13 protein-coding genes and 2 pseudogenes are annotated in these 13,062 nt (G+C 60.9%); 9 read left to right on the forward strand and 6 right to left on the reverse strand.

Annotated elements, in window-relative coordinates:
- Nucleotides 1-31: 31 nt before the first annotated feature.
- Nucleotides 32-343, reverse strand: a complete 312-nt coding sequence (locus ACVCNR_RS12460; RefSeq protein WP_354194894.1) for a GYD domain-containing protein — start codon at nt 341-343, stop codon at nt 32-34.
- Nucleotides 340-1,014, reverse strand: a complete 675-nt coding sequence (locus tag ACVCNR_RS12465; RefSeq protein WP_447075025.1) for a cysteine hydrolase family protein — start codon at nt 1,012-1,014, stop codon at nt 340-342. Before ACVCNR_RS12465 ends, ACVCNR_RS12460 begins: the two co-directional genes overlap by 4 nt.
- Before the next feature lie 108 nt (nt 1,015-1,122).
- Between ACVCNR_RS12465 and ACVCNR_RS12470 the strand changes: the two genes are divergently transcribed.
- Together ACVCNR_RS12470 and ACVCNR_RS12475 are read left to right on the forward strand one after the other, a co-directional pair.
- On the forward strand, nt 1,123-2,031 hold the full coding sequence (locus tag ACVCNR_RS12470) for a LysR substrate-binding domain-containing protein (protein ID WP_354194898.1): 909 nt from the start codon (nt 1,123-1,125) through the stop codon (nt 2,029-2,031).
- Between the two features lie 31 nt (nt 2,032-2,062).
- Complete coding sequence (locus ACVCNR_RS12475; RefSeq protein WP_447075026.1) at nt 2,063-2,953, forward strand: LysR substrate-binding domain-containing protein; 891 nt, start codon at nt 2,063-2,065, stop codon at nt 2,951-2,953.
- Between the two features lie 276 nt (nt 2,954-3,229).
- Here ACVCNR_RS12475 and ACVCNR_RS12480 read toward each other — a convergent pair whose 3' ends face one another.
- A complete protein-coding gene (locus ACVCNR_RS12480) occupies nt 3,230-3,940 on the reverse strand; it encodes a hemerythrin domain-containing protein (RefSeq protein ID WP_447075027.1) in 711 nt (236 codons plus the stop codon).
- A gap of 118 nt (nt 3,941-4,058) precedes the next feature.
- Nucleotides 4,059-4,976: a LysR family transcriptional regulator gene (locus ACVCNR_RS12485; protein WP_447075028.1), complete on the reverse strand. Its 918-nt coding sequence runs from the start codon at nt 4,974-4,976 to the stop codon at nt 4,059-4,061.
- Nucleotides 4,977-5,063: 87 nt separating this feature from the next.
- On the opposite strand from ACVCNR_RS12485, the pseudogene ACVCNR_RS12490 reads away from it, so the two are divergent.
- From ACVCNR_RS12490 to ACVCNR_RS12515, 6 genes and pseudogenes are all read left to right on the forward strand, one after another.
- A pseudogene (locus ACVCNR_RS12490) lies at nt 5,064-5,476 on the forward strand (glutathione S-transferase C-terminal domain-containing protein); the annotation flags it as partial.
- The gene (locus tag ACVCNR_RS12495; RefSeq protein ID WP_447075029.1) at nt 5,473-6,180 is read left to right on the forward strand and encodes an SDR family NAD(P)-dependent oxidoreductase; all 708 of its coding nucleotides are present in this window, start codon (nt 5,473-5,475) and stop codon (nt 6,178-6,180) included. The pseudogene ACVCNR_RS12490 and the gene ACVCNR_RS12495, both read left to right, overlap by 4 nt.
- 21 nt (nt 6,181-6,201) lie before the next feature.
- The gene (locus tag ACVCNR_RS12500) at nt 6,202-6,675 is read left to right on the forward strand and encodes an SgcJ/EcaC family oxidoreductase (protein WP_447075030.1); all 474 of its coding nucleotides are present in this window, start codon (nt 6,202-6,204) and stop codon (nt 6,673-6,675) included.
- 221 nt (nt 6,676-6,896) lie between these two features.
- Entirely contained in the window at nt 6,897-7,802 is a 906-nt protein-coding gene (locus ACVCNR_RS12505) for a DMT family transporter (protein WP_447075031.1), read from the forward strand.
- A 53-nt stretch (nt 7,803-7,855) separates the two neighbouring features.
- Nucleotides 7,856-8,395 (forward strand): TetR/AcrR family transcriptional regulator, encoded by a 540-nt coding sequence (locus ACVCNR_RS12510; protein ID WP_447075032.1) that lies wholly within the window; start codon nt 7,856-7,858, stop codon nt 8,393-8,395.
- Between the two features lie 632 nt (nt 8,396-9,027).
- Nucleotides 9,028-10,395, forward strand: a complete 1,368-nt coding sequence (locus ACVCNR_RS12515) for an amidohydrolase family protein (RefSeq protein WP_447075033.1) — start codon at nt 9,028-9,030, stop codon at nt 10,393-10,395.
- A 150-nt stretch (nt 10,396-10,545) separates the two neighbouring features.
- On the opposite strand, the gene ACVCNR_RS12520 is transcribed toward ACVCNR_RS12515, so the two are convergent.
- Nucleotides 10,546-10,791, reverse strand: a complete 246-nt coding sequence (locus ACVCNR_RS12520; RefSeq protein ID WP_447075034.1) for a DUF1127 domain-containing protein — start codon at nt 10,789-10,791, stop codon at nt 10,546-10,548.
- 320 nt (nt 10,792-11,111) lie between these two features.
- Here ACVCNR_RS12520 and ACVCNR_RS12525 point away from each other — a divergent pair.
- Nucleotides 11,112-12,536 (forward strand): annotated as a pseudogene (locus ACVCNR_RS12525) (winged helix-turn-helix domain-containing tetratricopeptide repeat protein); the annotation flags it as partial.
- A 133-nt stretch (nt 12,537-12,669) separates the two neighbouring features.
- Here the strand turns inward: ACVCNR_RS12525 and ACVCNR_RS12530 are convergent.
- A complete protein-coding gene (locus ACVCNR_RS12530; protein ID WP_447075035.1) occupies nt 12,670-13,062 on the reverse strand; it encodes a GFA family protein in 393 nt (130 codons plus the stop codon).

A 13,062-nucleotide genomic window follows, 5' to 3' on the forward strand; every position in this document is an offset into this window, starting at 1 on the left:
TAGGAAATCTCAGAAAAACTAAACTGTTTTGCTAGCTCACCACATCAAGTATCTGGCCGTATATCTTGGTGTCGAAGGCCGGCAGGATGAGAGGCTCCACATGTCCGTCGCGACGCGCGGTAAGGACGTATTGCATCATCGCCTCATTGCTCGGCATTTCGAAAACCTGCGCGAAATCGTAGGGGCCAAGCAGCGCATAGAAGGCGATCGAACGACCGCCGAGTGCTGCCACGCGGTCCTCGCTGACCTTCCGGCGCTTTGCGCTATCGGTGAGTTCGGCAAGTCCCTTCTGTGTCAGGCGCATCAGCGACAGGTATTTCTGGTTCGCGCGCACTTCGCTCATTTCGCAGCTTTTCCGAGCTTCTTCAGGCCAGCGACGGCTGCCGCCGTATCGGTAAGGGCTCCAAAAATGCCATTCTCGACAGTGACCATGTGAAGCGCCGCCTCGTGGGCGTACTGGTCGCCGCTGGCGCAGGCGTCAGAAATCGTCAGGCACTGGAAGTTACGGTCACAGGCTTCCCGGAGTGTCGTGTGCACGCAGACATCCGTGGTGCAGCCCGTAAACAGGAGATGCGTGATGCCCTGCGCGCGAAGAACATGCTCGAAATCCGTATAGGTGAAGGCGCTGTTGCAGGTCTTGTCTATGATGACGTCTTCCGGGCGCACGTCGAGTTCGGAGACGATCTGGAAGCCGGGGCTGGACCGCAGCAGAGCCGTGGTTCCGTCGAGGCCGGAACGCTGCCGGCGCCATTTTTCGTAAGGGGTCATGTCGGCGAGATCGGCGCGATAGCCCTGCCGCGTATGGATGATCAGGATGCCCGCATCCCGGCAGGCCGCGATGAGCTGGTTGACCGCTGGAAGGATCGCGCGGAGCGGTGCGGGATCATAGCCCTGGCGCGCGAAGTAACCCGTCGTCGAGAGGAAATCCTCCTGCAGATCGATGACGACGAGCGCAGTCTTCCGCACTTCCAGATTGCCATCATAGGGATAGTCGAATGGTTTTGCCGAGATCATGAGCATTCTCCTCTGTGTCCTTGGAATAGCACCCTTAACAGTTTGGAAAAATCAATTTATAATCGCCGATATCGTTCTATTATATCAAACTATTGGTCGACCCCTCCGATGAGCCGCCTTGCCCCATACCTGCAATATCTGCCGGCCTTCGAGGCAACGGCACGTCTCGGAGGGGTCCGGCATGCGGCCGAGGAACTGAACCTCAGCCCCAGCGCGATTTCCCTGCAATTGAAGAAGCTCAGCGAAGCGACAGGGATCGTGCTGTTTCAGAAAGCGGGCAGGAATGTTGCGCTGACCCAGGCGGGTAAGGATTTTTCGCAGGCTGTTGCCATATCGCTCGGCCAACTCGACACGGCGACGCGCGCCTCGCGAAGAATCACCGTTGGCGACCAGCCCGCCGCACTATCGGTCTCCGTGCCGACCGCGCTAGGCATTGCCTGGCTGACCGCAGCGATCGTCGATTTCGCCCAGTTGAACGGCATTACCAGCTTGACGATTAACGAGGCAATCACCGCCGCGGATGTGGACTGGGACAAGAACGACCTCGCCATCGTCTACGACAACCCGCCGTTTACCGGAAAATATTGGCGTTCGCTCAGCGAAGTCAGGCTCTGCGCCGTTTGCTCGCCGACGCTGTTTCCCCGCCTCGACCTGCGCAATCGCGACAGGAAACTGAGTTCGGTCGCCCTCCTGCACGAGGACGACGGCGGCGAATGGGCCAAGTGGTCCATCGCCGCGCGGATCGGCTTGGAGGGCAACACGCGGGTGCGGGTGAACTCGGTGGCGCAGGCGATCGCGTCTGCCGTCCAAGGCCGCGGTGTGGCGCTGGTCTCGGACGTACTGACGCGGAACTTTCTGAGCGAAGGCCGGCTCATCCAGCCGTTCTCGACGACGATCAACGCCGCGCGCGAATATTACATCGTCTGTCCTGTGGACCGGGCGGACGATCCGGTTCTGCGCGCGCTCGCCGATCGCGTGATCAAGCAATTGCGCCCCGGACGCGACCAGAATGCCTGACCGTCAAGCCCCCGACCGAGGAAAGAAGTCGATGGCGCTGCCTCCCCTTCATGCATTTCGCGTCTTCGAAAGCGTCGCGCGGCTCGGCAATGTCAGCGCGGCGGCGGCCGAGCTGCACGTAACGCCGGGCGCCGTCAGCCAGCAGATTCGCGCATTACAGGCGGCGCTCGGGGTCGACCTGTTCCAAAAGCGCGGCCGCCAACTGGCCCTGACCCGGAGCGGGAGCCAGCTCCAGCGCTCGGTGGCAAGCGCGATGGATGCGATCCAGACCGGCGTCCGCCAGCTTTCGGCGCAAAGATATGGTGAAGCCAGCAGGCGGACCCTGACCATTTCCATCCCCCAAGTGCACGGCGTCGCGTGGCTCGCCACCCGGCTTTTCACCTTCATGGCCGACAGCCCGAATTTCCAGTTGAAAGTCGTCACATCGAGCCACTTTCCCGGCGTCGACTGGCGCAAGACCGATGTTGCGATTGTCTATGGGACACCGCCGTGGCCGGGTTTCTGGTGGCGCCTGCTGCACGGCATCCACATGACGCCGGTTTGCAGCCCGCAGCTCCTGCGTGGACCGCAGGCCATCCGCCAGCCCTCCGACCTCGCCTATCATCGGCTGCTTCATGAGGACGACGGATCGCAATGGCGTCGCTGGCAGGCGGAGGCGGGCATTGCCTATGCCGGCGAAGCGGACGTCTATTTCGACGACTTCGGCATCGTCCTTCAGGCCGCACGTGATGGTTTCGGTGTCGCGCTCAGCGATGAAGTTGTTTCCGCCCGCGATCTTGACGAAGGCCGACTGGTCCAACCGCTGCAACTCAGCGTACCCGCTCTACACAATTATTATTGTATCTGCCCGGAAGCAAAACGGGAGACTGCCGAGGTGGGCTCTTTCATCAACTGGTTAATCGAGGAGGCGGCAATGTCATGAAAGCTTTTGACGGGACCGCAAAGCTGGTTCGTAGACGCTGTCCATTTAACCTCACTGGCGACATTCAGGATTTGTCCTGCTTTTGGGCCGGGGCCGATCGACCTCTGCGGCATGCACACGGGCGACAGGCTCGTTGTTTCGCTCGTGCATAGGCCGCCGAAGATCGCGAGTGGATGGCGCCGACATGGTCTGCCCATCAGGGAAGGACCGCCGCCCGACATAGGACAGCCAGATTCCCCGGCCAAACTGAAACATTCCCGTCGAAACGTGGTGCCGTCAGACTGGAACGTCATAGGCGCCAAGCGCAGGCACCAGTTCGGAATCCTCATAGCCAAAGTGCGAGCGGATTGCCTTGTCGAGGAGCTTAAATGCGGAAACACATCTTCCGAAGACAAAGGAATCCCCCGTTTTCGCCAGATGTGCGGCTTCTCGCCGCAAATCGTCGATCAGCGCGTGAATCACCTCGTGCTCAGCATGCAACCGATCAAGGAGCGGTCGGACCCGTTCGTCACCGCGGTGAGCCAGTTCCGGGAATATGTACGCCTCTTCGATATCGTGATGCCCCTGCAAGACACGGCATTGGCTGCCGCACAGCGTACCGAAACGTTCCATGTTGCGCGTCAGGGGCAGCTTGGCGAGAGCTGAAGCGAGACTGGAAGGGTCGGCAACCGCGTTGCGGATATCTTCCATCAATCCCGCTACCGCATCGACGTCGCGTAGATGCATCGCATGGATCAGCGAGAGCCTTCTGGCCGCCTGTTGTTGAGAAGGTGTCAGCTGAGGAAGCGCGGGCGCTTTGGGACGCGCGGCGTCATCGTCGAGCGTTTCCGGGGAAAGTTTCATCCGGCGGCCTTTCTGATCGCGCTGCGACACGGAAGCCGGTGGCGAGCGGGAGCTATTGCCGCACTCATCGCGAGCTTGCAGATCATCTTTCTTGTTCGCCGCCGATCTAGGTACAGAAACAAAGCAATACAAGATCGTCGCCAAATCGCGGTCCGGCAGAGGAGGGCGGCTTGCTTTCGGTGCGGCCTATGAAGCTATGTTCGGCGTCGGGCGGCAGCCGCAAACAATGTCTTTGTGCCGTCGGCCTTGTTCTGGCTCCTGGTCAGTTCGACAGCGAGGATTTCATCGCCTGATCGCGCAAGCTTGCGATCAACCATCGCCCTGCCGGCCCGGGCGGAAAATCGCGGCGATGTAGGGCAGACATCCTGATCTGGTCTCCTTCTTCCCAGACACCGCGTTCGGTATCAAGCTCGATGAGATTGCCATTGGCCAGGTCGGCCCGGACCATTGGCAAGGGCATGCTGCCCCAGCCCAGACCCGCCTTCAGAAAAGCGTGCTTCATTCCCAGGTCCGTGAGCCGCCAGACCTTTGATGCGATTACCCCGAACTGCTGTCCCTGAGAGAGCTCGGACTTGTCTGCCAGGACGAGTTGAACATGCCCCGACAATTGTCTCATCGAGATCGGAGCGGACGTCATCGCCAGCGGGTGGCCGGGTGAAGCCACGAGCGTCAGTCTGGTGGACAGAAGCAAGGTCGTCTCCAGTTCCGGCGAAAAGAGCTGGGCTGCGGCGGCGACCGCAATCGAGCACCGCTTGTCGAGCACGGGTTGGATCACCGCCCCGAGACCTTCGACCTGGACCCTGAGCAGCGTGTCCGGGAAATTGGCCGAAAAATCGGCGATTGCCGCAGTCAGGATTTCAACCGGGAACATCTCGTCAATTGCGATCGACACCTCCGGCTCGATTCCACTCGCAAGATCCCGGGCGCGGGCCCTGAACTGACCCGCTTGTCGCAACACTGTCCGCCCTTCCTGGGCCAGAACCCTGCCGGCCTCGGTCGGTATCGGGTAGCGCCCTTCGCGGTTGAACAGCCTCAACATGAGCTGGGTCTCAAGACCGGCGATCGTCTGGCTGACGACGGATTGCGCCCGGCCGATCTTGCGACCTGCCGCCGAGAAGCTGCCTTCATCGACGGCTGCGACCAGGGTGCGCATCTGGTCGAGGGTAATCGCTTCTATCATCCATCTCTCCGATCGATACATTGTATCGATATATATAGGCTATTAGGATAGTTCTGCCACGTCCTATATCTCTGCAACCCAACGGAGCGCGTCTACGACACGCTCAATAACGGAGTGTACAAAGCAGGGTTCGCAACGACACAAGCAGCCTATGACGAGGCCTGTTCCAAATTCTGGACTGGCTGGAAGAACGTCTTTCCGGGCGGAACGGGTTGATCGAAGATCAGCTCACTGAGGCCGACATCCGTTTGTTCACGACGCTCATACGCTTCGACGGTGTCTATGTCGGACACTTCAACACAAACTTGCGGCGGATCGCCGACCACCTGGCGGTCGATTTCGAACACATCAGGACCCCCTATTGTCAAAGCCATAGGACGACAAATTTATGCGGGATTATCCCGGCGGGCCCTGTCTTGACCTGCGGGATTCCCGCGCCAAGTGAGCGAGGCAAGCCAGGAATTGTCGGACGCAACCTCATGAACGGGAGATATCGATGAGCACCACCAAACCGATAGCCACTATCATCGGCGTTGGTCCCGGCAACGGCACCGCGCTGGCCCATCAGTTTTCGGCGGCGGGCTATGCCGTGGCGCTTCTTGCCAGAAGCCTCGACTATACCGGGCCGCTGGCCAAGGAATTGGGCGATGCGGTGGCGATCGTATGCGATGCCAGTGTCCCCGATTCCGTCGCCGCTGCCTTCACGCAGATCAAGACCGAGCTGGGTGACACAGATACCTTGATCTATAATGCGGGACCAGGAACCTGGGCCACGATCGAAGAGGCAAGTGCCCAGGATTTCGAGCGAAATTGGCAGGTAAATGCGTTGGGTCTCTTTGTTGCGACGCAGCAGGTGCTTGCGGGCATGAAACAACGCGGGGGTGGCAACATCCTGATCGTTGGCGCGACCGCATCACGGCGCGGCAATGCGCGCACCGTCGCGTTTGCGCCGGCCAAGGCGGCGCAGCGCAGCCTGGCCGAGGGTCTGGCGCGGCATCTGTGGCCGTCCGGCATCCATGTCGCGTTAGTCATCATCGATGGCGTGGTCGACCTGCCCAGATCGCGCAAGAACATGCCGGACAAGCCGGACAGCTTCTTCGTCAAGCCTGAGGCACTGGCGAAGAACGTGTTGTGGCTGGCGCAGCAGGACCGTTCGGCATGGACGTTCGAGATGGAAGCTCGACCGTTCGGTGAAAACTGGTAGGCTATCAAAAGGAGCGGCCGGGTGATTTCTGAGAGCACCGATGCACCTATCCAGGACCCGGCCGAGATTGCGCAACAATTTGCCGATGCCTGGAACGCGCGCGACGCGGCGACGCTGGCCGAACTCTTCGCGGAAGATGCTGATTTCGTCAACGTCGTCGGCCTTTGGTGGCGCAAGCGTCGCGATATCCGCAAGGCCCACGACTATGGCCTGTCCACGTTCTTCCGGGCCGCGCATTTGATTGTCGAGGAACGTCGGGTGCGTCCCATGGGCGACACGGTGATCGTGCACGCACGCTATCGTATCGAGGGCCAGCTCACTCCGGAAGGCAGCGCCGCCGACCCGCGGCATTCGATCCTGGTCTTCGTCGTTCGGCGACAGGGTTCGGGATGGATTGCAGTAGCCGCGCAGAACACTGAGGTCATTCCCAATACGGAAACGTTCCTGGCCGTGACAGGGTCGCGCAACGCTGTCGACTACCGCAAGGCACGCTGAGAAGCGCTGGGCGCACTGGCGTTCTCCAGGGCCGCTCCGCCGGCGAATCCACCGCTCGTGTGGGATCGCATCCCAGATCCCTGCCCTGGCCGGGGTCTGCTGGCAGGATCTTGGTCACCCGGAAATTGCAAGGCAGTCATGTTGAATTGGGTATACGCTTTCCACAATTTGATACGATATCGTATCAAATATAATTTCGGCTCGCTTGATACGAGGCCCTCATGACCCTTTCACCCAAGATGGCGGCTGCCGTGGCAACGATACTGTGGGGTTTGACCTATATCGTTACCACGGAGATGCTGCCGCAGAATCCCATGTTCATTGCCGCCGTGCGGGCCATAGGCGGTGGCCTGCCGCTGCTTCTGTTGGCGCGCGAGTTCCCGCCGCGCGACTGGTGGGGCAAGATCGTTGTTCTGGGAACACTGAACAGCGGGCTCTTCTTCGCACTTCTGTTCATCGCGGCGGTGCGGTTGCCAGGCGGTGTCGCGGCAACCTTTCAGGCGCTTGGGCCGCTATTCATGGTGCTGCTCGCACGACCTGTGTTGGGAGTGGTTCCCTCGTCCGGCAAGCTGGCAGCGGTCGTTCTAGGCGCTCTGGGTGTCGCGATGGTCGTGTTGAAGGGCGATGCCGGGCTGGACGCGATCGGCGTCGCCGCGGCTCTGGGTGCAGCCGGTTCGGTTGCCTTGGGCAGCACGTTCCTGCATCATTGGGGACGGCCTGCGTCGCTCATCGGACTGACGGCATGGCAATTGATCGTGGCGGGAGTCGAATTGTCCATTGTCGCTGTAATCTTTGGCGATATTCCTGCCAGTCTGACCGGCGAAAATGCAATCGGGCTGATCGTCATGGCGCTGGTTATCACCGCACTGGCCTTCGTGCTTTGGTTCGGTGCGGTCCAGAAGGCAGGGCCATCGGCTGTCGCGCCGCTGATGTTGCTGACGCCGCTGACAGCTTTCGCGCTGGATGCGGTTTTCCGTGGCTTTGTTCCGACGCCGATACAGTCGGTTGGCGTGGCCATCGTTATCGCCAGTCTGCTTTATGCTCAGCATGTTGATCGCCGCGCCTTCCGGGTCGCCCAGCATAACGAGCCTTCGATGGCGCAATCGGCTGCAAATCAAGGAAAATGAGTGACCGTTGTGACATGCCCCGGCTGAATGCCCGGGGGCTCGCCCGACACGAGATGATCATCAAGACTGCCACCGAGCTGTTCCTCGCCCGCGGCTTCGACGCCGTCAGTCTCGATGAAGTCATCCGTGCGACGGGCGGATCAAAGACAAATGTTTACAAACAGTTCGGCGGCAAAGAAGGGCTGTTCGCCGAGATTGTTCGCCGCTTGGCCGCCGACTTTCTGTCGCCTCTGACGGCTCTTGATCTGCGCACCGCGTCGCGGGAAACCGGCCTCGCGATTCTCGGTAGAACGTTGATGCAGCAACTGATGCAGCCACGCCATATCGCCTTTCAGCGTATGATTATGGGGGTCTCTGACAAGTTTCCGGAACTGATGGCTGAATGGTATCGGGTCGGTCCGCAAAAGAGCCAATCCGTCATTGCCGCCTTCCTGGGTGATGAACCCGACGGCAAGCGACTCGCAATCTTCTTTCACGATATGATCGTGACCGATGCGATAAATCACGCGCTGATGGGTGACGCCCCCGCCTGGTCCGAGGTTGAAGCACGGATTTCGGCTGCTTCTGCGCTGTTGGCCCGGCCTTCCGGCTGATGTTTTCTCCGGCTTGATCGCCGCCCGGCCGATCTTGCGACCTGCTGCCGAGAAGCTGCCTTCGTCAACGGCTGCGGTGCCCATCTGGTCGAGGATGGTCGCTTCCATCACCCATCTTTCCAGTCGATACATTGTATCGATATATATAGGCTATTGGGATGGCTTCGCGACCTCCTATTGTCTCTGCAACCCACCCGTTGGCGGTTGAGCCGATCGACAGGCGGGCGATGCCATCATCTGGCGGAACTTCATCCCGAGCAAGGAGCGCATCGAGCAGACTAAGGAAGACCGGAAACAACGGCGCTTTGGCCACGTTCCCGATGAGAGCGAGGTCACGCCGCTTCCGGACACCTAGGGTAATGAAGGTATGAAATGGCGGCTAGCTCTTCAGCGAGCATGGCGCGCAAACACAGAAGTTATCTGTCGGAAATCCGCAGTACTGCGGAACTCGCAAGGCCACCATCGGAGTAAAGAGCTTGATAATGCGACATCAACAGCCATCCCCCCAGTCCCTCGGCACAACAGGCCTCAGCAGGCGGAAATTCCTGTCAGGGTCGGCTTGCTTCATCCTGGCTACTGCCGTTCTGTCGTCACTGCGTTCTGTGTCGTCAGCGTTTGCGCAATCGACAGGGATGCCCGCGCAGACCGGGGCCAGCGCAACCCGCTATGTTCTGCGCAATGCCGTCGTTCTGTCCATGGACCCAGAGGTCGGCAACTTTCCGATCGCGGACGTCCTGATCGAAGGCACCAAGATTGCAGCGATCGGTCCCGATCTGGATGTTGGGGACGCACAGGTAATCGACGCCACCGGTAAGATCCTGATGCCCGGCTTTATCGATACGCACCATCACCAGTTTGAAACGGCGCTGAGAAGCACTCTGCCCGAGGCGTTGTTGTTCCCCACGAACGACACCGCCGGCAAGCTGAACTACATGGATTTCATCATTCAAAAAATGTCGCCGCTCTACAGGCCGGAGGATGCGTATTCTTCCATCTACCTTTCCGGCCTGAGCCAACTCGACGCGGGCGTTACGACGGTTGTCGACACGTCGCAAATCAATCACAGCCCGGATCACAGCGAGTCATCGATAGCCGCTTTGAAGGATGTGCGCCGGCGTGCGGTCAAGGCCTATTCCGAGGGATATGGACCGGAGACAAAACACCCCGCCGGCATCAGGGATTTAGTCAAGCGGCATTTCTCGTCGGCGGACCAACTCCTCACGATTGCCATGGGAACCGAATATGTCAGCCCAACTTTTGCCGAGAGCATGACGCTGGTTCGAGAACTGGACCTCCCGATCGTATCACATTTGATTGGGAACCTGATGAAGGGTGATGAGTACGTCGACTATCTCGCGCAGGAAAAGCTGCTGGGATCGAAGGTGGAATTCATTCACGCGACCAATCTGCGTGACGAAACCTGGAAGAAAATAGCCGACTCTGGCGCCGGCGTCTCGATCGCCGCTCCTATCGAGATGACCATGCGCCATGGCAGCCCGCCCGTACAGACAGCGCTGGACAACAATGTTCAACCGTCGCTTAGCACCGACGTTGAAACGACGATGACCGCGGATATGTTCACACAGATGCGCTCTGTCTACGTCTTGCAACGAAATGAGGCGAACCAGAAAGCGCTTGCAGGCGCAACGGAAAATCCGACTTTGCTCACTCCGGCCGATGTCATTCGGTTTGCGACTGTTGAAGGAGCGCGCGTTGCGCAACTGGCGGATAAGATCGGGTCGGTGAGTGTTGGAAAAGATGCGGATATCATCTTGCTTGACGCCCGGGCTCTCAACACGGCGCCCTTGAACAATGTTCCAGGCGCTGTCGTCACGCTTATGGAGCGCAGCAACGTGGACACCGTCATTGTTGCCGGCGCGATCAGAAAATGGGCCGGCGAGCTGGTGGATGTCGATGTCACAAAGGCGATCCGTGACGTTGAGGCTTCCCGAGATTTTCTGCTGTCGGCAGCAGACGTGAAACTCAACCAGTTCGAGTAGACCAACTTGCGCTCGGCCGCGGGGCGCACGTTCGCCCCGCGAACCGTAGCGACGGATTCCACGGCCATGACTTCCCCGGTGGGACGCGCCACTTTTCGCCGGTTGTTGCTGGAACCACACTCGCGGACAGATCGGGAAGGGCCGATGGGCTTATCGCTGCCAGAAGGGCAGCCTGGCGATTTCCTCCTCGGCCTGCCGTCGCGTCAGGCCGATATCGTCGATCAGATAAGGATCGTCCTCCAGCTTTTGCTTGAGTTCCCGGCGAAAGCGCGTCCGTTCGCGCCAGGTCGAAACTATGTTTCGTAAGGCCGCGAGGCTGTAGCGCCGGGGTGCCGCTTTCACGGCGATTGTCGGCCGGGCGGCTCGATCCGGTGCCGGTGCAGATGTGTCGTTCATGGCAGCCTCCATCAGGGTTTGAAGCTTCGTGAGCCTTCGGCCTGGAAGAGGCTGGATTCTGCGGGATGCGAGCGGCGGCGTAATTAAGCGCTGCCAAAAAGTTCTCAAAACTTCCAAACCGGCTATAGATGTGCCGTATGCAGGGATCGCGCTTTGCCTTCGGTCCGTTCGTGCTTGATCCGGGTGCGGGAACGCTCCTTCGGGATGGCGTGCCCGTCGCCGTCGGCTATCGCGGGCTGAAGCTGCTCGCGGCACTTGTCGAGCGGCCCGGCGAAATCCTGAACAAGGCGGCGTTGATGGATGCGGCATGGCCGGGCGCCGCCGTCGGCTATCGCGGGCTGAAGCTGCTCGCGGCACTTGTCGAGCGGCCCGGCGAAATCCTGAACAAGGCGGCGTTGATGGATGCGGCATGGCCGGGCGCCGCCGTCGAGGAAGGCAATCTCACCGTCCAGATCTCGCAGCTCAGGAAGCTGCTGGGCCCGGCCGGCAACGGCAGTGAATGGATCGCCACGGTTCCCCGCGTCGGCTACCGTTTCACGGGCGCCGTCGAACAGATCGGTGGCTCGCGGCGACGGCCTTTGCCGCTGCCCGACAAGCCTTCGATCGCCGTGCTGCCCTTCGTGAGTCCCGGCAACGATCCCGAGCAGAACTCCTTCGCGGATGGGCTGACCGAAGACCTGATCACCGATCTTTCCCGGCATTCGGGCCTGTTCGTCATCGCCCGCAACTCGGTCTTCGCCTACAAGGGAAAGGCGATGGACGTGCGCGCGATCGCGGAGGACCTTGGCGTGCGCTACCTTCTGGAAGGCAGCGCACGGCGCGCCGCCGGGCGCGTGCGCGTCAACGCCCAACTGGTCGACGCGGCGAGCGGCGAGCATTTGTGGGCGGAACGCTTTGATCGCGGCCTCGAAGACATCTTTGCCGTCCAGGATGAGGTGACGGCCAGGATCGTGGAGGCGCTGCTTGGCCGGCTGAGCGTATTGCCGCCGCGCCATCGGGCAAGGAACATCGAAGCCTACGACCTGTGCGTGCGGGCGCGCAAGCTGATGGATGATGCGCCGCAGGCGGCGCAGGAAGCGCACCTCATGCTGACGCGCGCGGTTGCGCTCGATCCGGACTATGCCGAAGCCTATCGCTGGCTTGCCGTGAACCACTGGATGGGATGGGTGCATGCCGGCGGGCCGACCGAAGCTTCCCGCAGCGCGGCGCTGGAACTGGCGCGCAAGGCGGTGGCCATCGATCCCAACGATGCCGGCTGCCGCTGGGTGGCCTATCTGCTGGCCTATGAGCGCAGCTTCGCCGAGGCGGATGCGGAGTTCGAGCGCGCGATCAGGCTCGATCCGAACGAGGCCGATGCATGGGCGGCACTGTCCGACATCGCGGTCCTGGCCGGCCGGGTCGGGAAGGGGCTTGAACACATCCGCAGGGCGTTGCGGCTGAACCCGTTTCCGGCGAGCTGGTACTATCTGGTGCTCGGCCAGGCGCAATATGCTTCCGCGGACTACGAGGCCGCCGTCGAGACGCTGCGCCGGGACGAGACGTACCGGACAAGCTCGCGCCGCTTCCTTGCGGCGAGCCTTGCGCAGCTCGGCCGGCTCGATGAGGCGCGTGCGGAAGCCGAGCTGTTCCTCGTCGCCAACCCGCGCTTCACGATCCGCCATTGGGCGGCGATGGAGCCGTTCCGTGACGCCGCAACATTTCAACATTTCGTCGACGGTTACCGCAAGGCGGGATTTCCGGAATGAGGCGCCGCTCGCCCGGCCGGTCGGGCGTCCTAAAGCGCGTCGCGATCTTTCAGATTCGCCCCTTGCGCTTTACGTTGTTGTTTTTTCGTATGTCGTTATCCCGAAACCGGTTCCCACTTTCGGGCGACATGCTTTATTCCTCGAAACGGCTGGTGGCGTCGCGATCCCGCTCGTAGCGGTTCGCGAGCGGGAAGGGCGGCAGCCACGCCTCGCGGCGCACGGTCCACAGTTCGTAGGTTGGTTTTAGCTGATCCGGGGCATCCAGCGACCCCAGGTTCACTTCGATTTCGTCGGCGGTGCGTGCGAATACGGGCGAGCCGCAGCGGGGGCAGAAGAACCGCCCGGCATAGTCGCGTGTTTCACCTTCGATCGTCACCGCGTCTTCGGGAAAGATCGCGGACGCGTGAAAAAGGGCTCCATGGTGCTTGCGGCAGTCGAGACAGTGGCAAAGGCCGACCCGGTAGGGCCGACCCGACGCCACGAAACGGACATCGCCGCACAGGCAACCGCCGGTAAATCGGTCCAT

The organism is Aquamicrobium terrae (assembly GCF_052978165.1).